The 19,838-nt window shown below is 63.8% G+C and carries 22 protein-coding genes; 13 read left to right on the top strand and 9 right to left on the bottom strand.

The window, feature by feature from the left end:
* Window positions 1-151: 151 nt before the first annotated feature.
* Entirely contained in the window at window positions 152-478 is a 327-nt protein-coding gene (locus FLQ03_RS04320; protein ID WP_144372801.1) for a hypothetical protein, read from the top strand.
* A gap of 2 nt (window positions 479-480) precedes the next feature.
* Here FLQ03_RS04320 and FLQ03_RS04315 read toward each other — a convergent pair whose 3' ends face one another.
* Window positions 481-1,092, bottom strand: coding sequence for a DUF4124 domain-containing protein (locus tag FLQ03_RS04315; protein WP_144372800.1), 612 nt, complete (start codon window positions 1,090-1,092; stop codon window positions 481-483).
* Between the two features lies 1 nt (window position 1,093).
* A complete protein-coding gene (pyrE, locus tag FLQ03_RS04310; RefSeq protein WP_144372799.1) occupies window positions 1,094-1,738 on the bottom strand; it encodes an orotate phosphoribosyltransferase in 645 nt (214 codons plus the stop codon).
* A gap of 68 nt (window positions 1,739-1,806) precedes the next feature.
* Between pyrE and FLQ03_RS04305 the strand changes: the two genes are divergently transcribed.
* Together FLQ03_RS04305 and FLQ03_RS04300 are read left to right on the top strand one after the other, a co-directional pair.
* Window positions 1,807-2,580, top strand: a complete 774-nt coding sequence (locus tag FLQ03_RS04305; RefSeq protein ID WP_144372798.1) for an exodeoxyribonuclease III — start codon at window positions 1,807-1,809, stop codon at window positions 2,578-2,580.
* Complete coding sequence (locus FLQ03_RS04300; RefSeq protein ID WP_144372797.1) at window positions 2,580-3,176, top strand: RBBP9/YdeN family alpha/beta hydrolase; 597 nt, start codon at window positions 2,580-2,582, stop codon at window positions 3,174-3,176. Before FLQ03_RS04305 ends, FLQ03_RS04300 begins: the two co-directional genes overlap by 1 nt.
* A 68-nt stretch (window positions 3,177-3,244) precedes the next feature.
* Here the strand turns inward: FLQ03_RS04300 and FLQ03_RS04295 are convergent, their stop codons facing one another.
* The 4 genes from FLQ03_RS04295 to hemF form a co-directional block, all read right to left on the bottom strand.
* Window positions 3,245-4,084, bottom strand: a complete 840-nt coding sequence (locus FLQ03_RS04295) for a sulfurtransferase (RefSeq protein WP_144372796.1) — start codon at window positions 4,082-4,084, stop codon at window positions 3,245-3,247.
* 146 nt (window positions 4,085-4,230) lie between these two features.
* Window positions 4,231-4,629, bottom strand: a complete 399-nt coding sequence (locus FLQ03_RS04290; protein WP_144372795.1) for an HIT family protein — start codon at window positions 4,627-4,629, stop codon at window positions 4,231-4,233.
* An 18-nt stretch (window positions 4,630-4,647) separates the two neighbouring features.
* Complete coding sequence (locus tag FLQ03_RS04285) at window positions 4,648-5,238, bottom strand: hypothetical protein (RefSeq protein WP_144372794.1); 591 nt, start codon at window positions 5,236-5,238, stop codon at window positions 4,648-4,650.
* Complete coding sequence (gene hemF, locus FLQ03_RS04280; RefSeq protein ID WP_144372793.1) at window positions 5,235-6,143, bottom strand: oxygen-dependent coproporphyrinogen oxidase; 909 nt, start codon at window positions 6,141-6,143, stop codon at window positions 5,235-5,237. Before hemF ends, FLQ03_RS04285 begins: the two co-directional genes overlap by 4 nt.
* Before the next feature lie 766 nt (window positions 6,144-6,909).
* Here hemF and FLQ03_RS19355 point away from each other — a divergent pair.
* The 10 genes from FLQ03_RS19355 to FLQ03_RS04230 all read left to right on the top strand — a co-directional run bounded on the left by FLQ03_RS19355 (window position 6,910) and on the right by FLQ03_RS04230 (window position 16,790).
* Window positions 6,910-7,731: a methyl-accepting chemotaxis protein gene (locus FLQ03_RS19355; protein WP_144372808.1), complete on the top strand. Its 822-nt coding sequence runs from the start codon at window positions 6,910-6,912 to the stop codon at window positions 7,729-7,731.
* A gap of 18 nt (window positions 7,732-7,749) precedes the next feature.
* Window positions 7,750-8,118 (top strand): response regulator, encoded by a 369-nt coding sequence (locus FLQ03_RS04270; protein WP_144372792.1) that lies wholly within the window; start codon window positions 7,750-7,752, stop codon window positions 8,116-8,118.
* Window positions 8,119-8,165: 47 nt separating this feature from the next.
* Entirely contained in the window at window positions 8,166-8,465 is a 300-nt protein-coding gene (locus FLQ03_RS04265) for an STAS domain-containing protein (RefSeq protein WP_144372791.1), read from the top strand.
* Complete coding sequence (locus tag FLQ03_RS04260) at window positions 8,455-10,626, top strand: chemotaxis protein CheA (RefSeq protein WP_144372790.1); 2,172 nt, start codon at window positions 8,455-8,457, stop codon at window positions 10,624-10,626. Before FLQ03_RS04265 ends, FLQ03_RS04260 begins: the two co-directional genes overlap by 11 nt.
* Window positions 10,627-10,665: 39 nt before the next feature.
* Window positions 10,666-12,306 carry a methyl-accepting chemotaxis protein gene (locus tag FLQ03_RS04255; RefSeq protein ID WP_144372789.1) on the top strand — a complete coding sequence of 547 codons (1,641 nt, stop codon included), beginning with the start codon at window positions 10,666-10,668 and terminating at the stop codon, window positions 12,304-12,306.
* A 14-nt stretch (window positions 12,307-12,320) separates the two neighbouring features.
* Window positions 12,321-12,881, top strand: coding sequence for a chemotaxis protein CheW (locus FLQ03_RS04250; RefSeq protein ID WP_144372788.1), 561 nt, complete (start codon window positions 12,321-12,323; stop codon window positions 12,879-12,881).
* Between the two features lie 85 nt (window positions 12,882-12,966).
* Entirely contained in the window at window positions 12,967-13,767 is an 801-nt protein-coding gene (locus tag FLQ03_RS04245) for a CheR family methyltransferase (protein ID WP_144372787.1), read from the top strand.
* Window positions 13,764-14,303, top strand: coding sequence for a chemotaxis protein CheD (locus FLQ03_RS04240; RefSeq protein WP_144372786.1), 540 nt, complete (start codon window positions 13,764-13,766; stop codon window positions 14,301-14,303). Before FLQ03_RS04245 ends, FLQ03_RS04240 begins: the two co-directional genes overlap by 4 nt.
* Window positions 14,300-15,397 (top strand): protein-glutamate methylesterase/protein-glutamine glutaminase, encoded by a 1,098-nt coding sequence (locus FLQ03_RS04235; RefSeq protein ID WP_144372785.1) that lies wholly within the window; start codon window positions 14,300-14,302, stop codon window positions 15,395-15,397. Before FLQ03_RS04240 ends, FLQ03_RS04235 begins: the two co-directional genes overlap by 4 nt.
* Window positions 15,398-15,596: 199 nt before the next feature.
* Window positions 15,597-16,790: an EAL domain-containing response regulator gene (locus tag FLQ03_RS04230; protein WP_144372784.1), complete on the top strand. Its 1,194-nt coding sequence runs from the start codon at window positions 15,597-15,599 to the stop codon at window positions 16,788-16,790.
* 163 nt (window positions 16,791-16,953) lie between these two features.
* Here the strand turns inward: FLQ03_RS04230 and FLQ03_RS04225 are convergent, their stop codons facing one another.
* The 3 genes from FLQ03_RS04225 to FLQ03_RS04215 form a co-directional block, all read right to left on the bottom strand.
* Window positions 16,954-17,544, bottom strand: a complete 591-nt coding sequence (locus tag FLQ03_RS04225; RefSeq protein WP_170252304.1) for a porin family protein — start codon at window positions 17,542-17,544, stop codon at window positions 16,954-16,956.
* A 218-nt stretch (window positions 17,545-17,762) separates the two neighbouring features.
* The gene (locus tag FLQ03_RS04220) at window positions 17,763-19,097 is read right to left on the bottom strand and encodes an ATP-binding protein (protein ID WP_144372782.1); all 1,335 of its coding nucleotides are present in this window, start codon (window positions 19,095-19,097) and stop codon (window positions 17,763-17,765) included.
* Window positions 19,094-19,795 carry a response regulator gene (locus FLQ03_RS04215; protein WP_144372781.1) on the bottom strand — a complete coding sequence of 234 codons (702 nt, stop codon included), beginning with the start codon at window positions 19,793-19,795 and terminating at the stop codon, window positions 19,094-19,096. The genes FLQ03_RS04220 and FLQ03_RS04215 overlap by 4 nt, the downstream gene beginning before the upstream one ends.
* Between the last annotated feature and the right edge of the window lie 43 nt (window positions 19,796-19,838).

Raw genomic sequence — 19,838 nt, 5'->3', positions numbered from 1 at the left:
TTCTTCATGTCCAACTCCTTGTCATGGTGGATTGGACGCTAAAGTCACGCGCTACTCAAGATGGGGTGGACGTCGCTGCAGTGGGAACCGCCAGGTTTCATGCCCTGTCAGGATCGGGTAACCTTGTTGCATTATCGAGAGGGAGATTCTGATGAAACGATTCGCAGCATGCTTGCTGGTGGTGCTGGCCGCGCCGGTGCTGGCACAAAACAGCAGTAATGTGGATGCCCAGTTGCTGGCCGCACAGATGGCGTACCAAGCGGCGGATGGCAAGCAGGAGCAGGCGCGACGCCAGTTACAGCAAGCAGACGATGATTTGAAGCTGGCAGAAAAACGTCTGGCGGATGCGCAGCAAGCCTTGCAGCAAGCACAGCAGCAGCAGGCGCAAGCGGCTGCCGACAAGCAAGCTGCCGATGCCGTGATGCAGCAAGCCACACAGCGTCTGAAGGACGCTTGGCAGCAGAAGGAAGGGCAGTAAGCCTAGTGATTGGCCGGGGCTGCCGGCTTGTTAAGTTCTTGCAGCCGCAGCATGTCCTGGGCGGCTTTGACGCGTAGCCGTTCGATTTCTGCGCGCCGCGACTGGATTAGGGCGGTGGTTTCGTTTTGCAGTCGTTGTTTCTCGGCAAGCTGGCTACGCAGGCCATCCGAGATAGTTTTACCGCTCTGCCGCAGTTTATTGGCTTCGTTGTTCAGATCATTCAGCTGGGCACTGGCCATGCGCAACTGGCTTTCCAGCGTACGCAGGCCGGTTTGTAGCAGTTTGATCTGCTTGTCGCGTTCTGCGGCGATATCGGCAGTAGAGCGGTAGCGTTCCTGCAGTGCGCGGTCGTAGCGCAGCTGTTCGGCGCGCTGTTCCTGCTCCTGCTTCTTGCGCACCAGTTCGGCCTCGTGGGCGCGCTTGTCGGCTTCGCTTTCGCCCTTGCGCAGCAGGATGCCTTCCTTGTTCAGCTTGCTGACGCCGCTCTTCTGTTCGGTAGGCGGCGGGTAGTCGCTGTAGTGCACCACCCCGCGCTCGTCTGTCCATTTGTACAGACCTTCGGCCTGTACCGGCAGGGCACAGGCGAATAGCAGCAGGGCGAGGTGGTAGCGCATATCAGTCGTTGACTCCGTATTGGGCGCGGTAGGCACGCACCGCTTCCAGATTGTCGGCCAGTTCCGGGCTGCCTTCAAGGAAGCCCAGCAAGTCTTTTAGCGTGGCAATGGCAATAACAGGCAAATTATAGTCACGTGCTACTTCTTGCACTGCCGACAGTTCACCCGTGCCGCGCTCCATGCGGTCCAGTGCGATGGCCACGCCAGCCGGTTCGGCGCCGGCGGCGCGGATCAGCTGTACCGACTCGCGTACCGAGGTGCCGGCCGAAATCACGTCGTCGATGATCAGCACCTTGCCTTGCAGCGGCGCGCCCACCAGGGTGCCGCCTTCGCCGTGGTCTTTGGCTTCCTTGCGGTTATAGGCAAACGGCACGTTGCGGCCATCTTCTGCCAGCGCCATGCTGGTGGCGGCGGCCAGGATGATGCCCTTGTAGGCAGGCCCGAAAATCATATCGAATGCGACGCCGCTCTCGCTGATAGACTTGGCGTAGAAACGGGACAGATGCAGCGTGCTTTCGCCATCGTTGAACAGGCCGGCGTTGAAGAAGTAGGGTGAAGTGCGGCCCGCTTTGGTCACAAAGGAACCGAAACGCAGTACCTGCTTCTTAAGCGCAAAACGAATAAAATCCTGGCGAAAATCGCTCATTTCTATACCCCTACCTTAACGCATTGACGTGGCTGAAAAATTGCCGCAAGGATACCACGGGAGACCCCATGCTTCGAATCGTTTCCGCCAACCTCAACGGCATCCGCTCGGCCGACAAGAAGGGCTTTTTCGACTGGCTGGCGGGCCATCAGGCGGATTTTGTCTGCCTGCAGGAGCTGAAAGCCCAGGCGGGGGACCTCAGCCCGCGCATGCAGAACCCGGACGGTATGACCGGTTATTTTCACTACGCCGAGAAGAAGGGCTATAGCGGCGTCGGCATTTACACCCGCCACACGCCGGACCGCGTGATTACCGGCCTGGGCGTAGACTGGATCGACGCAGAAGGCCGCTACCTGCAGCTGGATATCGGTAACCTGTCGGTGGTGTCGCTGTATTTGCCTTCCGGCTCCAGCAGCGACGAGCGCCAGCAGGTGAAGTTCGATTTCCTCGACGTGTTCATGCCGCATATGGAAGCACTGCGCGCCAGCGGCCGTGACGTGGTGATCTGCGGTGACTGGAACATCGCCCATAACGAGATCGACCTCAAGAACTGGAAGGGCAACCTGAAAAACTCCGGTTTCCTTCCGGAAGAGCGCGCCTGGATGACGCAATTGCTGGGCAGCGGCTGGTGCGATGTGTGGCGTACGCTGTACCCAGACGCGCCGGGTTACAGCTGGTGGAGCAACCGTGGCCAGGCTTACGCCAAGGACGTGGGCTGGCGGATCGATTACCACATCGTCAGCCCCGGGCTGATGGCGCAGGCTCGTGCTGCCAGCGTGTACAAGGACGAGAAGTTTTCCGACCACGCCCCGCTGACCGTTGACTACGAGCGGAGCCTGTAATGTGGGATGACGACGATATTTTCCTGATTACGGTGCCAGGCTGGGGCAACTCCGGCCCCAAACACTGGCAGAGCTACTGGGAACGGCTGTACCCGCTGGCGCGCCGCGTGGAGCAGGACGACTGGCTGTACCCCAGCCGCGATGCCTGGGTGCAGTGCCTGGCCGACACGGTAGACGGCTGTAGCGGCAAGGTGGTGTTGGCCGCACACAGCCTGGGTTGCCATACCGCGGTGGAGTGGCTGGGCCAGGCCAGCCTGTTGCAGCAACGCAAGGTCAAGGGCCTGTTGCTGGTAGCGCCGCCGGCACTGCCGATTACCGAGGCGCGGGCGCGTGCCAGCGGCGAGCTGCCGGACGACGCGCCGCTACCGGCGTTTGACGGCTTTGCTGCGCCACGTGCTATCCGCATTCCCGTCCCCACGCGTATGGTGGCCAGCCGCGATGACCTGTTCTGCGATTACGCCACGAGCGAGGCGATGGCCGCGCAGTGGGGCGTTAAGCTGCTGGATGCCGGCAGCGCCGGCCATATGGGCAGCCACAGCGGGCTGGGCGACTGGAAGGCCGGACAGAAGCTGATCCAGCAGTTGATGTTGGGTTGACGCGGGCTTAAGACGTAAAAAAGGTTGGCCGCATGAGGCCAACCTTTTTGTTTTGCTGCGGGCAGCGATCAGGCGCCGGTCGCTACCGGGCGGCTATCGTCGCTGCACCATTCGCTCCAGCTACCGGCGTACAGCGCGGCGCCGTCCAGGCCGGCGTGGGCCATGGCCAGGCGGTTATGGCAGGCGGTGACGCCGCTACCGCAGTACAGCACCACGTCGCTGGCGGCGGTATCGCCCAGTACCGCTTGCCATTCCGCAGCCAGCACCTCGGCCGGCTTGAAGCGGCCATCCTGCATATTGAGCTGGAAGAAACGGTTGCGCGCGCCGGGGATGTGGCCGGCTACCGGGTCCAGCGTTTCGTTCTGGCCGGCAAAGCGGTCGGGGGCGCGGGCATCGATCAGCACGCGTTCGGCTTTGTCGAGGTTGGCCGCCACCATATCGGCGTCGAACAGCTGCTCCAGCGCCGGGCGCATCACGAAGCGGGTGCTGTTTTTCTCCGGTGCGTCGGTAGTGACGGCACCACCAGCGGCCTGCCAGGCCTGAAAGCCGCCGTCCAGCACCGCCACGGCCTCGTGACCCAGCCAGCGCAGCAGCCACCAGGCGCGCGCCGCGTACATGCCGCCGGCGTCGTCGTAGGTCACCACCTGGGTATTTGGGCCGATGCCCAGCGCGCCGAAGTTCACCGCCAGGCGTTGGCCGTCCGGCAGCGGGTGGCGGCCGTTATTGCCGTTCTTGGCGCCAGACAGGTGATAGTCCAGGTGCAGGTAGTGGGCGCCGGGCAGGTGGCCGGCTTCGTAAACGGTGGGGCCGTAGGACGGGTCGGCCAGCTGGAAGCGGCAGTCCAGCAGCACCAGGTCGGCGGTGTCTTGCTGCAGCAGGGCGTCTGCGCTGATCAGGGTACGGTACATGGGGTTCTCCTTTGCACACGCTTGGGCACCTTGCGAAGCCAGCCGGTGGCCGGCTTCGCAAGGCGTCCTGGCAGACGGGCTGCCGTTGACGGTGGTCAAGCGTTGTTTGAAATATTAAACGTTGACCACCATAGCACGGCCGGGCTTCAGCCGGCCAGCGCGGCGCGCAGTGCGGCGGCCAACTGTGGCATGCCGTGCGCTACGCCGTCACGCTGCGCCTGGCCCCACAGCGGCTGCGGGAAGTGCTTGTCGTCGGCAAAACGCGGGATCACGTGCCAGTGCAGGTGCGGCACCATATTGCCGAAACTGGCCAGGTTGATCTTGTCCGGGTTCAGCAGGCTGCGCAGCGCGGCTTCAGTGCGGTACACCCAGTCCATCACGTGGGCGCGGTCGGCCGGGGCCAGGTCGGTCATTTCCTTCACATGGCCGTGCCAGATCACGCGGCAGAACGCCGGATAGTCGGCGTCGGCCACCAGAATCACGCGCAGTTTGTCGTCGCGGTACAGGATGTCGCCACCGTCCTGGTGGCACAGTTCACAGTGCATGGGGTGTCCTTTGCGGGCTTAACGTTGGCCGCGCCCTTGCCAGTTTTCATAATCGAAGTCGGCCAGGTTGATCAGGCCGAAATCGCGTGGCGGGCGGGCGTGTTTCGCGGTTTGCTTGTCTGGTTCACTGGTGTGGAAGCTCAGGCTATCGACCGCTACCAGCTGCCAGGTCTGGTCGCGGCGTGACCAGGCAAAGCGGTAGTCCTCGCGCCAGCGCCAGTTGCTGCCGCCGTAGTGCAGCAGCGTAAAGCCACCTGCCTGCGTCTGGATGCCTTCAAACGGGTCGCCAAACACGCCGCCGCACTGGCGGCACATCACCGCGCGTTCGCTGCGGGCGACGGCCTTGAGTTTGCCGTCGGGCTGGCGCAGCCACACCTGCAGCAGCCGGGGGCCGTCATCGTCTTGCTGGGCGCTGGCTTCGCTGACGGTAACCAGATCGACACGACCGTCGCGGTTAAGGTCGGCCGCCTCCCAGGTCAGCAGAGTCTGGCCGGCCGGCAGCGTGGCCTTGACCTCGGCGGGCAGCGGCTTGGCCGCATGGCTGCTCAGCGCCGCTAGCAGCATCAGCGCCGCCACAAGCTGGTGCAGGGTTGGCCGCAGCAGGCTCATACCCACTCGCGGTGCGGCAGGAAGTCGGTGTACAGCGCCGCTTCCGGGCTGCCGGCTTCCGGTTGGTAGCCGTATTCCCAGCGCACCAGCGGCGGCATCGACATCAGGATGGATTCGGTACGGCCACCGGTCTGCAGGCCGAACAGCGTGCCGCGGTCCCACACCAGGTTGAATTCCACGTAGCGGCCGCGGCGGTACAGCTGGAACTGGCGCTCGCGCTCGCCCCAGGGCGTGTCTTTGCGGCGCGCCACGATGGGCAGATAGGCGTCGGTAAAGCCGTTACCTACTGCCTGCATGAAGGCAAAGCTGGTATCGAAATCCGGTTGGTTCAGGTCGTCGAAGAACAAGCCGCCCACGCCGCGCGCTTCACCGCGGTGCTTCAGGTAGAAGTATTCATCGCACCACTTTTTGTATTTGGGGTAGGTGTCGGCGCCGAACGGTGCGCACAGGTCGCGCGCCACGGTGTGCCAGTGCACCACGTCGTCCACGTTGCCGTAGTAGGGCGTCAGGTCGAAACCGCCGCCAAACCACCATACCGGTGCCTCGCCGTCTTTTTCGGCAATGAAAAAGCGCACATTGGCGTGGCTGGTGGGCACATAAGGGTTTTTCGGGTGGATCACCAGCGACACGCCCATGGCCTCGAAGCGGCGGCCGGCCAGCTCCGGGCGGTGCGCGGTGGCACTGGCCGGCAGCGCCTCACCGGACACGTGCGAGAAATTGACGCCGGCTTGCTCGAACACGGCGCCGCCGGTCAGCACCCGGCTACGGCCACCGCCTCCTGCCGGGCGCTGCCAGCTGTCCTCGATGAAGTTGGCCGCGCCGTCGGCGCCGGCCAGGCCCAGGCAGATGTGGTCCTGCAGGTCCAGAAGAAACTGTTTTACCTGGTGAGCGTGCGGGTGGCTCATGCGCGTTTTCCGTATACAAAAGTCTAGCCGGATTGTAATGGCAAAGCCGCCGAGCGACGAGAGCCCTGCCGTCGCCAGTATTGAAAAGCATTTGCTATAAGATGATGCGCGACAACATCTTATGAATCGGTGAACTGTTGTGCTAACGAAGCTGACATCCGGCTATTCAGCCTACGTAAATCCTTGCCAGAAAAGGTGCGCATTACCCGTTGTCGGGATATTTTTCGTCAAAAATATCCATTTGGCAGCGTATAGCAGCGGCATGATGACGGCGGCTATTTGATAGCAGCTAACAAAAAGGTACTCAATATAAGTAAAACAAATGAATGATCTGGCGCAATCGAGGCACGTAATGGCTCGAATTTTACATTGAAACTATAAAAAAGGCTGGCTATAGCACTATTGACATCCATAAGACGAAAAAGGGGATGCTGTGCTAAGCCCAAAAACTCACCGCACCGAACGGGTGTATCTGCTCACTTCCGCCGTGCTGTTTCCGGTGCTGGCCTGGCTGGCCGGTAGCGCCTGGTGGCTGCTGGTCGTGCTGTTGCTGGTGCCGCTGCTCGCCGGCCTGGCGTGGCCGGGGGCGGCCCGGCAAGGCAACGACAGCGAGGCGCCGGTGGCTACCGCGCCGGCCCCCGACCCGTACTGGGAAGAAGCCGGCAAGCTGGTGTCGCAAGTGCTGCCGCTATGGTCCGGCCAGACCCAGCTGGCTTCCAGCCAGGTGGAGGAAGCCATCGGCAACCTGGCCAACCGTTTTGCCAGCATGAACGCGCTGATCCGCCAGTCGCTCAGCGACGGCCAGGGCGGCGGCGATTTCGGCAAGATGGCGCAAGCCGAGGAAAAGCTGCTCAGCATCCTGCGGCTGCTGGACGAGTCGGTCGACAAGCGCAACCAGCTGATCGAGCGTATCGGCCAGCTGCAGGCGCATACCAGCCAGTTGCAGGGCATGGCCGAATCAGTGTCCTACATTGCCGGCCAGACCAACCTGCTGGCGCTGAATGCCGCCATCGAGGCCGCCCGCGCCGGCGAGGCTGGCCGCGGTTTTGCCGTGGTGGCCGACGAAGTGCGCAAACTGTCGATGCAGTCCAACGATACCGGCAAGAACATTTCCACCTCCGTGGCCCAGATCGTGGCCGAGCTGGAAGCCACCGCGCAGCGTGCGCAGCAGCTGGGCCAGGAGGAAAAGTCGCTGATGAACGACGCCGCCGGCTCGGTGACCGACGTCATCCACACCTACCAGCAGATCACGCACGAGCTGAAAGACAGCCAGCAGCAGTTGGCCGCTAGCGGGGGCCAGGTGCGCGACGAGATCCAGGACGTGCTGGTCAACCTGCAGTTCCAGGACCGTGTCAGCCAGATCCTCAGCCACATCATTGCCGACATGCAGCGGTTGGAAGCCATGCTGAACGAGGCGGTACAAGCGCCGGCGGGGCAGCTGCCGCCCAAGCCGGACACCCGGCAGTGGCTGGCCGACCTGAAGCGCAGTTACACCACCCACGAACAGCACGCGCTGCACAGCCATGCCAGCGGTGGCGCCCAAGGGGGCGCTGGCGGTGGTGCCAGCGTCGAAGTCACCTTTTTCTGATTAACGGGGAGCAAGCACATGGCCAAGACCATATTGATCGTGGACGACTCTGCCAGCCTGCGGCAGGTGGTGAAGATTGCGCTGATGGACGCCGGTTACGACGTGATCGAAGCCGGTAACGGCCAGGAAGGGCTGCAGCGGCTGGACGGCCGCAAGATCCACCTGATCGTGTCCGACGTGAACATGCCGATCATGGACGGCATTACCTTCCTGAAAAACGTCAAGCAGCACCCGTCGTACAAATTCACGCCGGTGATCATGCTCACCACCGAAACCGGCGACGACAAGAAAAAAGCCGGCCAAGAGGCCGGTGCCAAAGCCTGGGTGGTGAAGCCGTTCCAGCCGCCCATCCTGTTGGCCGCCATTTCCAAGCTGATCCTGCCCTAGGCAGGGCCTTGCCGCTGCGGCGGCGCTGATTGTTGCCGGAGGAAGCCATGCCGTCCGTCATCACCCTGGAACAAGAATGCACCATCTACCAGGCCGCCCAGCTGCGTCAGCAGCTGTCGGACGCGCTGGTTGCCGGTGACGGCCTGCAGCTGGACCTGTCGGCCATCGACGAAATGGACTGTTCGGCCGCGCAGATCTTGCTGTGGCTGGCGGGCGAAGCACGCCGCCTGGACAAGCCGTTGCAGCTGGTACGGCTGTCTGCCGCTGCCCGCGAGCTGCTGACGCTGCTGGGCCTGCTGCTGCTGTTGCCGATCAAAGACGAGGAGGATGGCCGCGATGAATCTTGATTCGGCACGCCAGACCTTTCTGGAAGAAGCGCGCGAGCTGCTGGAAGACATGGAGCGCATCCTGCTGGACGTGGAAGCCAGCGCCACCACCGACGAGCAGCTCAACGCGCTGTTCCGCGCCATGCACACCATCAAGGGCTCGGCCGGCCTGTTCAACCTGGACGAAGTGGTGCACTTCACCCACGAGGCCGAAAACGTGGTGGACCTGTTGCGCAGCGGCCAACTGACGCTCAGCGAAGACCTGTCCGGCCTGCTGCTGCGCTGCCACGACCACGTAAAGGCCATGCTGGTGGTGGTGGACGATAAGGCCGCCATGCAGCAGATGCTGCAGACGCCGCTGCTGGACGAGCTGCGCCGTTACGCCAGCCCGGCGGTTACCGAGGCGGCTGCCACCGGGGCAGCAGCAGACGCGCCCGCCGATGCGGTGATGGAAGGCGGCCTGCGCGACTGGGTGCTGTCGCTGCGCTTTGGCGACGACGTGCTGCGTAACGGCATGGACCCGTCGGCCTTCTTCCGCTACCTGCGGCTGCTGGGCGAGTTTCTGGTAGTGCAGCCGGTAGTCAGCCGTTTGCCATCTGCCGAGCGCTTCGACGCGGAAACCTGTTACCTGCGCTTCGAGGTGCTGTTCTCCAGCGACGCCAGCCAGCAAATGCTGCTGGACGTATTCGAGTTCGTGCGCGAAGACAGCCAGATCCACATCTTCCCGGTCAGCGAGGCCGCGCAGCACTGGCCGCAGGTGGCCGCCCTCGGCGACGAGGCCGAACAGGCTGCCGTGGCCGCTGCCTGGCGCGCGCTGGGGCTGCCGACCGAGGCCGCCACGGCCAGTACCGAAGCCGAAACCGACGTCGCGCCTGACCCGGTGGCGGTCGTCAGCGTGGCCGCCAGCAGCGCCGACAAGGCCGATAAAACCGACAAAGCGCCGGCGGACGTGCGCCAGCCGCGCGGCACCGAAAGCCGCTTCATCAAGGTGGAAGCGGCCAAGCTGGACAACCTGATCAACCTGATCGGCGAGCTGGTCATCGCCGGCGCTGCGGCCAACCTGATGGCCCGCCGCTCGGCGCAGGGCGCGCTGGTGGAATCCACCATCGCCATTGCCAACCTGATCGAACAGATCCGCGCCGGCACGCTGAGCATGCGCATGGTGCAGATCGGCGACATCTTCAGCCGCTTCCCGCGCGTGGTACGCGACGTGTCGAAAGAGCTGGGCAAGAGCATCCAGCTGAATGTGTCCGGCGCCGACACCGAGCTGGACAAATCGATGGTGGACAAGCTGGGCGACCCGCTGATGCACATCGTGCGCAACGCCATCGACCACGGCATCGAATCGTCCGAGGCCAGGTTGGCCGCCGGCAAGCCGGCCGAGGGCAATGTGTGGCTGAACGCCTACCACGAGAGCGGCAGCGTGGTGATCGAAGTGGCCGACGACGGCGCCGGCCTGCGCAAGGACAAGATCCTGGCCAAGGCGGTGGCCAATGGCCTGGTATCGCCCGACGCGGTGCTGCCGGACGGCGAGGTGTACAAGCTGATCTTCGAGCCGGGTTTTTCCACCGCCGAGCAGGTGACCAACATCTCCGGCCGCGGCGTGGGCATGGACGTGGTACGGCGCAGTATCGAACAGCTGCGCGGCACCATCGATATCGAATCGGCAGTGGGCGAGGGCACCACCTTCCGCATCCGCCTGCCGCTGACGCTGGCCATTATCGATGGCTTCCTGGTGTCGGTCGGCAATGCCACCTTCGTGATACCGCTGGAAACGGTGATCGAATGCATCGAAATGCCGGGCAACGCGCTGCAAGGTGACGCCCACAACTGCCTGAACCTGCGCGGCGAAGTGCTGCCGCTGCTGGGGCTGAACCAGTTCCTGGAACTGGCGCAGCCGCCGGGCAAGCGCCAGAACGTGGTGGTGGTGCGTTACGGCGACAGCAAGGCCGGCATTGTGGTGGATGAGCTCTTGGGCGAGTTCCAGACCGTGATCAAGCCGCTGGGTAGTTTGTTCCGTCACCTGCGCGCCATCAGCGGTTCCACCATTCTGGGTTCGGGTGAGGTGGCGTTGATCCTCGATATTCCGGCCCTGATCCAGTACGCCTGCGCGCAGGAAGCCGAGCGTTTCGTCCACCACGCCGACACCGCGCAGGGGCGCGGCGGCCACGGCAACTATTAACCAAGCACAGCAGCCGGCAGGCTGCGGGGGAGCACAGAAATGAGCACAAAACAGATGTCGGTGGCCATGCGCCTGGGGCTGGGCTTTGGCGCGGTGATTTTCTTCATGCTGCTGGTGTTCCTGATCGCCATGAACGGCTTCAGGCAGATCAATGTGCAGATGAGCGCCATCACCAAGGAGAACAGCCCGGAGCTGGTGCAGATCAACGCGATGAACGATGCGGTGCAGGAAATGCGCGTGCAGTACCGCAACGTGATCATCATTACCGACACTGCCGAGCTGAGCAAGGCAGTGGAAATTTATAACAGCAACAAGAACAAATACCCCGACGCTTACCGCAAGTTGCAAGACCTGTTTGCCGGCCAGGTGGAGCCGATGACCGAGAAAGAGCGCGATTTGATGAACCAGATTGCGGCGCAGGCAGCGGTGGCGTTCCCGATTGTGGACCGCGTGGTGCAAATGGGGGCGGCCAACCAGAACGAAGAAGCCGCTGCCCTGATGCAGTCGCAGGCTAACCCGGCGATGGGCAAGCTGCGCAGCCTGATTTCGGAGCTGGCGGCGTTCGAAACCCAGCTCAGTGTGGACATGGCGAAAGAGGCGGACGAGAAATATCAAGCCGCCTTCATGCAGATGCTGACTGTGTCCATCATCGCTTTGGTGGTGGGCATCGTGGTGGCCATCCTGATCATCCGTAATATTGCCCGCTCGCTGGGTGGCGAGCCGCACTACGTGGCCGACATGATGCGTGAAGTGGCCAACGGCAACCTGATGGTGAACATCACCGTGAAACCGGGTGACACCACCAGCCTGGCCTCGTCCATTGCCATGACCATCGACAAGCTGCGCGGCATCATGGCCGAGGTACGCAGCAACGCCGACAACCTGTCGTCGGCCTCGCAGCAGGTGAGCGCCACCGCCCAGTCGCTGGCGCAAGGCGCCAGCGAGTCGGCCGCCAGCGTGGAAGAAACGTCGGCGTCGGTGGAAGAAATGTCCTCGTCCATCAACCAGACCAGCGACAACGCCAAGCTCACCGAAAGCATTGCCACCAAGGCCGCGCGCGAGGCCGCAGAGGGCGGCGATGCGGTGAAACAGACCGTCACCGCCATGCGCCAGATTGCCGACAAGATCAGCATCGTCGACGACATCGCCTACCAGACCAACCTGCTGGCGCTGAACGCCGCCATCGAAGCCGCCCGCGCCGGCGAGCACGGCAAGGGCTTTGCCGTGGTGGCCGCCGAGGTGCGCAAGCTGGCCGAACGCAGCCAGGTAGCAGCGCAGGAGATTGGCGAAGTGGCCAGCGGCAGCGTGTCGATGGCCGAACGCGCCGGCCAGCTGCTGGAAGAGATCGTGCGCTCCAGCTCCAAAACCGCCGACCTGGTGCAGGAAATCTCGGCGGCGTCGATGGAGCAGGCCAGCGGTGTCGGCCAGATCAACGCCTCGGTACAGCAGATCAACGCGGCCACGCAGCAGAGCGCGTCGTCCAGCGAGGAACTGGCGTCCACCGCCGAGGAGATGAGCGGCCAGGCCGAGAACCTGCAAGACCTGATCTCGTTCTTCCGCATTGAAACCTCGGGTATCGCCCGCCGTCGCGGCACACCGCGCAGCCCGGTGGTGAGCAGTGCCCCCAGCTCGCACGGCAGCGCCGGCGAGCCGGACGAGAACGACTTCGTGCGCTTCTGAGCCGGGAGGTGACCATGGGCGCATTGACCCTACGCCGGGGGCGCGACGCCGCCCCCGTGGAGGAGGTCCACGAGGACATCCTGCAATACCTGACTTTCCAGCTCAGCGGGGAGACTTACGCCATCGGCATCCTGTCGATCAAGGAGATTCTGGAGTACACCACGCTGACGCAGGTGCCGCTGATGCCGGCCTTCATCCGCGGGGTGATGAACCTGCGCGGAGCGGTGGTGCCGGTGATCGACCTGGCGGTGCGCTTCGGCCGCAGCGAAACGGGCATTTCGCGCCGTACCTGCGTGGTGATCATTGAGGTCACCTGCGAAGACATGCAGCAGTACATCGGCATTCTGGTGGACGCGGTGCACGAGGTGCTGGCCATCCGCGCGGCCGACATCGAGCCGCCGCCGCAGTTCGGCAGCCGCATCCGCGTGGATTTCATCTCCGGCATGGCCAAGGTGGATAACCGTTTCGTGGTGCTGCTGGACGTGGAAAAAGTGCTGTCGGTGGAGGAAATGGCCGCGCTGTCGTCGCTGGGGGGCAACGAGCTGCCGGACGTTCGCGAGGCAGAAACCCAATAAGCGTGGCGCGTTGCCGCCACCGATCACAGACCCCGGGCCGGCGCGCCTGGTACCGGGGCGGACTGCCTGAAAGCGAGGGGGTGCCATGCAACTGTCCGATGCCACGTTTTCCCGCTTTGCGGTGTGGATGAAGGCGCAGACCGGGGTGCATTTTCCGCCCGGCAAGAAAACGCTGGTGCACCAGCGCCTTACCCGCAGGTTGGCCGCACGCAATGTAGCCACCTTCGAGGCGTATTTCCGCCTGCTGCAGGACCCGGCCGAGCTGGACGAGCGCGAAACGGCGATCGACCTGCTGACCACGCACGAAACCTTTTTCTTCCGTGAGCCCAAGCACTTCCACTGGCTGCAAAAGCACCTGCGCGAGCAGCCGCAGGTGGGCACGCTGCGGGTATGGAGCGGCGCGTCCTCCACCGGTGAGGAGGTGTGGAGCATTGCCATGCTGCTGGCCGACGTGCTGGGTATCGACGGCGACTGGACGCTGATGGGCAGCGATATCAGCCAGGGCGTGCTGGCGCGGGCGCAAAAGGCGCATTACGCGCTGCAGCGCTGCGAAGGCATGCCCGAGGCCTATATGCGGCGCTTCTGCCTGAAAGGGGTGCGCCAGCACGCCGGCACCTTTCTGGTGAACAAGACGCTGCGCGCCAAGGTGAATTTCCAGCTGATCAACCTGGATAAAACCCTGCCATCCATCGGCCCGTTCCACATCGTGTTCCTGCGCAATGTGCTGATTTATTTTGATGCCGCCACCAAGCTGCAAGTGGTGGAGCGGGTGCTGGGCCGGCTGTCGGTGGGCGGCTTTTTGCTGGTCAGCCACTCGGAAAGCCTGCATGGCCTGCCGCTGCCCATCCAGCTGGTGGCACCCGGCATCTACCGGAAACTGTCATGAGCGAATCGCACCAACGGACCGAAGTGTTCCTCAAGCCCGGCGAGTGGCATTTCGGCGGCGAAGAGTCGCTGATCAAGACGCTGCTGGGCTCTTGTGTGTCGATCACGCTGTGGCACCCGCGGCTGAAGATAGGCGGCATGTGCCATTACCTGCTGGCGCAGCGCAAGAACGGCGAGCGCAGCGATATGCTCAGCGGCCGTTATGCCGACGAGGCCATGTTGCTGCTGGTGCGCGAGGCGCTGCGCAGCGGCCGGCCGCTGCGCGAGTTCCAGGCCAAGCTGATCGGCGGTGCCTCGGTGCTGTCCAGTGTAGAGCGCGAGATGCATGTGACCGACGTGCCGGGCGAAAACATCGTGATGGCCAGGTTGCTGGCCGCCCAGTTGGGCTTGAGCGTGCAAGCCGAGGATTTCGGCGGTGCCGGCGCCCGGCTGGTGTTGTTCGACGTGGCCTGTGGCGACGTGTGGGTACGCCAGAGTACCGAACGCGATGTACCGCGGCCAACGCCAACCCCTAGCAGAAGAAAGGCAACAAAATGACCATCCGCGTGATGCTGGTAGACGACTCCGCCGTGGTGCGCCAGGTGCTCACGGCGGTCTTTACCCAGGCTTCGGGCATTGAAGTGGCCGATGTGGCGCATGACCCGATCATGGCCATGGAAAAAATGAAGGCGCGCTGGCCGGACGTGATCGTGCTGGACGTGGAAATGCCGCGCATGGACGGCATTACCTTTCTGAAGCAGATCATGAGCACGCGGCCAACGCCGGTGGTGATCTGCTCGTCGCTGACGCAGAAGGGGTCCGATATGGCGATGAACGCGCTGGCGGCCGGGGCGGTAGAGGTGATCGCCAAACCCACCGGCGGCGTGAAGGCGTTTCTGGAAGCCAATGGCAACGCGCTGGTACAGGCGGTAAAAGCGGCGGCATCGGCACGCATGGGCAATGTGCGGCCATCGCAGGCGGTAGCCGCCAGCCCGGCTGCGGGCAGCAAGCCGCCGCTGCCCGGCGTACCGGGCAAGCTGTCGGCCGACGCGGTGCTGGATGCGCCCACCGGCCGCGAGATGTTCAGTACCACCGACCGCATCGTGGTGATCGGTACCTCCACCGGCGGCACCCAGGCGCTGGAGCATATCCTGACCCGGCTGCCACGCGGCTGCCCCGGCATGGCCATCGTGCAGCACATGCCGGAGCGCTTTACCTCGTCGTTTGCCGAACGGCTGAACAAGCTGTCCGCCATCGAGGTAAAAGAGGCGGCCAACGGCGATCGCATCATTCCCGGCCGCGCGCTGATTGCCCCCGGTGGCAAGCACATGATGATCAAGCGCAGCGGCGCCTTTTACCACGTGGAAATCGTGGACGGCCCGCCGGTAAGCCGCCACAAACCATCGGTGGACGTGCTGTTCCGCTCCGCTGCCAAGTTTGCCGGCCGCAACGCGCTGGGCGTGATCATGACCGGCATGGGCGACGACGGCGCCAAGGGCCTGAAGGAGCTGCACGATACCGGCGCCCACACCATCGCCCAGGACGAACAGAGCTGCGTGGTGTTCGGCATGCCCAAGGAAGCCATCAAGCTGGGCGCCGCGCGCGAGGTGATGTCGCTGGACGCGTTGCCGGCTGCCATCAGCAAGCACTAGGGCGGGCCCGATCCCTGCTGGCGTGCCTGTCAGCGCCAGGCGCGGCAGGGGGCGCAGCCTGCCGCGTGCGATCCGGCGCGGTGTCATATCTGTTTGTCCTTGCTTTTCAGTGGCTTGTGTTCAATAGTTGATTATCGAAATGGCGCGGCATGCCAGGCGTTGCTGCGCAAAATCAACTTTGCCGAGTAGGTGGCAGTCCATGCCCAAATTTACCCTGCACGATGTCCTGATCGTCGATGACAGCCCGTCACAATTGCTGGCGCTGAGCGAACTGTGCCGGCAGATGCCGTTCAGCCGGGTGCTGACCGCGCGTAATGGCGAGGAGGCGCTGGCGCTGATGCGGCAGCAGCTGCCGTCCCTGCTGCTGCTGGACCTGGAAATGCCGAAGGTGGACGGCGTGCAGGTACTGCAGCGCATGGCTCGCGAGGGGCTGGTGACGCCGGTGGTGGTGGCATCGGCGAAAGACCCGATGCTGATCGCCACGGTGGAGCTGATGGGGCGGGAGCTGGGCTTGCCGGTACTGGGTGCCCTGAAAAAGCCGATCGAGCTAACCGAACTGCAGGATCTGGTCAGTCGCGCGTATCAGGATCGCCCCGGCCACGATGAGCAGGCCTTGTGTTCCGATAGCGACATCCGGCTGGCGCTGGATCAGGGCGCGATCACGCCGTATTACCAGCCCAAGGTAACGCTGCACGGGCAGTTGCTGAAAGGCGCGGAGCTGCTGGCGCGCTGGCAGCAAGGCGACGAGGTGTTGCCGCCGGCGCGTTTCATTCCGGTGATCGAGGCCTGCGGCTGGAGTACCGAGCTGACGCTGCAGATGCTGCAACAAGGCTTGCAGCAATGGCAGCAGTGGGCGCGGCGCGGCCTGCGCCTGCCGATGTCGATCAATTTGTCGGCGCTGTCGATGAACGGCGACGAACTGGTTGGCCGCATCGAGCAGCAGGTGGCGCACAGCAAGGTGCCGCCGCGTTACATCATTTTCGAGATTACCGAAACGGCGGTCGCCGACAATCTGGCCGCCGCGATGGGGGTGGCTGCGCGTTTGCGGCTGGCGGGCTTTGGCCTGTCGATCGACGATTTCGGTACCGGCTTCGCCACCATGCAGCAGCTGGTGCGCTTTCCGTTTACCGAGCTCAAGATCGACCAGTCGCTGGTGCAGTCCATCAGCCACAAGACCCACCTGGAAAACGTGGTGCACAGCGTGATCGAGCTGGCCAAGCGCATGAACCTGACCACGGTGGCAGAGGGCATCGAAACCGAAGGCGACCAGTTGTGCCTGAACAACCGTGGCTGCGTACTGGGCCAGGGCTACCTGTACGCCAGACCGTTGCCGCCACTGCAGTTCGAGCACTGGATCCGTCAGCGGCGCCAGCCCGAGAGCCTGCCGGTCTGACAAAAAAAATGCCCGTCCAAGGGACGGGCCAAGCAACGCACTAGCACTCACTAAGGAGAAGCCCACCGCCATGGCGGGCAGGGAATACACACGAGGTTTGGAGAAACAGGGCACTACGGTAAAACCAGGCTGGCCCCCGCCTATGCGGCCAGCCTGTTGTCGTTTAGAAGCGGTAGGTCACACCCACTTTCAGCGCGCCAACCGGGGCGGTGTCGGTGATGTCCTTGTGCTTGATGTTGCCGATGCCGTCGTACTCGGCACGCAGGCTCACTTGCTTGTTCAGCTTGTAGTTGGCACCCACGCCCAGGCCGGCGCTGAAGGTGCTGTCCTTGCTGTTCTGCAGCGCCGCGCTGGTGCTGGTGAACTTGCTGCGGATGTGGCTGGCGGAAACCTTGCCGTACACTTCGAACTGGTCGTTCACAGGGATAATGCCAAGTGCAGCGACACGAAAGGCGTCGTAGTCCAGCTTGCCGGCACCTTTCAGCTCGGTGGCGTCGCCGTGGTTCAGGTAGCTGCCCTCAACGGCGAAGTTGTCGTTGATGCGCTGACCGACACCGATTTCGGCCATGCCGGAGGTGGCATCGTCGTTGTTCACTTTCTTGTCGCTTACGCCGGCTTTGGCGGCAGCGCCGTCTTTCAGGGTCCACTGGTTGGCAGACACGCCCAGGTTACCGAACACGTAGGTGCCGGTGTCGGCGGCGAAGGCAGTGGTACCAGCGGCGGCGAGGATGGAGGCAAGAATCAGCTTTTTCATGTGAAGCTCCTGTCGGGGGTATTGGTGAAGTCGATGGAGCCATTGTGCCCAGCGGCAGGGCTTAACACTATGTCGCTTGCGTGGGTGGAATGTGCGGCCCGCATGCCGCTGTGTGACGGTGTGTGACGGCGGCGCTTGGCGCGGGCCCGGCAACCCGGGCGCCATGAAAAAGACCCGCACCGCGCAGTGGCGGGGCGGGTCGTGTGCAGGCAGTGCGCTTAAGCGTCGGCGCGGGGCGGGTGCTGCGGCAGGCTCAGTGCCATGCGGGCGCCGCCCAGGCCGGCGCGGCCGGCGCGGGCGTTGCCGCCATGGTGCAGGGTGATCAGCCGCACGAACGACAGCCCCAGGCCGTGGCCGCCGGTGGCGCGGTCGCGCGAGCGGTCCAGGCGCTGGAACGGTTCGAAAATGCGCTCGCATTCTTCTGGCGGAATGCCCGGGCCGTCGTCTTCCACCGCAATCTGCAGTTGGCCGCCTTCCAGCCGCACCGTCATCTGTACCCGGCTGGTGGCGTACTTGAAGGCGTTCAGCAGCAGGTTGCGGGTGGCCACGTACATCAGTTTGCGGTCGAAGGTGGTGCTGCCTGCGGCGCAGTCCAGGCCCAGCGTCAGGTGCGGCGGGCAGAGCGGCTGCATCAGCTGGATCAGGTCGTCAAACCATTCGTTGAGGTCGACGGTTTCGTATTGCAGGCTCACTTCGCCGCGGTCCAGCCGCGCGTAGCTGAGGCTGATGTTGAGCAGCTCGTCCAGCTCGGTCAGGTCGCGTTCCATGCCTTCGCGGTAGTGCTGGCGCTCGTTGTCGTCTTCGGCCTCGTCCAGCATCGATAGCCCGAAGCGCAGCCGTGCCACCGGCGTACGCAGTTCGTGTGCCACGGCGTGGGCCAATGCCTGCCGCGTTTCCACCTGGCGTTCCAGCCGGGTGGCCATGTCGTTGATGACGGTGGACAGCGGTGCAAACAGCGGGCTGTTCAACTGGCCGACACGGGCTGACAGGTCGCCTTCGGCCAGTTGCGTGGCGGTGCTGCGCAGCGCCAGCAGCGACTGCCAGTGCGGGCGCAGGTTCAGGTAAATCAGCGCCGCCATCGGCACGCCGAAGAACACGAACCACAGCAGGAACAGCCCCCACTCGCTTTGCAGGAAGTTGTGCTGTTCGGTGCCCTGGTTCAGCGGCCCCAGCTGCAGCACCTGGCGTGTGCCCGGTAACGGCGCGTACAGTAGCTCGTTACCGTAGTCCAGCCAGCTGTGGCCGCTGGCCAGGCGGGCGCGGGCATTGTCATCCAGCTCGGCAGGCAGGCCCGGTAGCAGTTTTACCGGGTAGGTGAACAACTCGCGGATACTGTTCAGCTCAGCCTGACGACGGGCTGGCGGCTGGCTCAGCAGTTCGCGCTGGATCATGCGCACGGTGCCGTCCATCTGCTGCTCGATGCGGTCGCGGTCGGCGCCGGAGGTCAGAAAAATCAGCAGGGTGACAAAACCCAGCAGCAGTACGAACTGCACCACCATGGTTTGCACGAAATAACGCGCAAACAGCCCGGCCAGGGTGGCAGGCGGCTTCACTCCCAGTCGCTCCGCGAGAACAGGTAGCCTTTGCCGCGTACCGTCTTGATGCGGGTGGGGGTGTCGGGGTTGTCGCCCAGCTTTTTGCGCAAGCGCGAGATACGCGCGTCGATGGAGCGGTCCAGCCCGTCGAAGCCGATGCCGCGCAGCGCGTTCATGATGTCGTCGCGCGACAGGATTTCGCCGGCGTGGCTGGCCAGCAGCCACAGCAGGTCGAATTCGGCGGTGGTGAGCTCCAGCGCGTCGCTGCCCAGCACGGCTTCGCGGGTGGCCTGGCTGATGCTGAACTGGCCGAACACGATGCGGCCATCTTCGCTGGCCTGCCCGGCATCGCTGTCGCTACGGCGCAGCAGCGCACGGATACGCGCCAGCAGACGCCGTGGCTCGACCGGTTTGGTGAGGTAATCGTCAGCCCCCAGCTCCAGGCCCAGGATTTCGTCGATTTCCTCGTCGCGCGCGGTCATCATCAATATGCGGCCGTGGTAGCGCGGGCGGATGTCGCGGCAAACCTCGAAGCCGTCCTTGCCTGGCAGCATGACGTCCAGAATGACCAGGTCGGGGTTTTCCGCCAGGATGACATCGGCCGCGGTATCGCCGCGACCGTGGTGCAGCACGTCGTAGCCGTGCTTGCCCAGATATACCTTGACCAGGTCGGCCAGGCGTTGGTCATCTTCGACGAGTAGCAGGCGTGGGGACATACGGAATCTCGCGTGTAGGTGGCTGGGGTAACAAAACAAAACA

This window comes from Vogesella urethralis, assembly GCF_007644045.2.
GTDB lineage: Bacteria > Pseudomonadota > Gammaproteobacteria > Burkholderiales > Chromobacteriaceae > Vogesella > Vogesella urethralis.
Note: the sequence above shows the minus strand (reverse complement) of the source record. Positions and strands in the feature narration are given on the sequence as shown.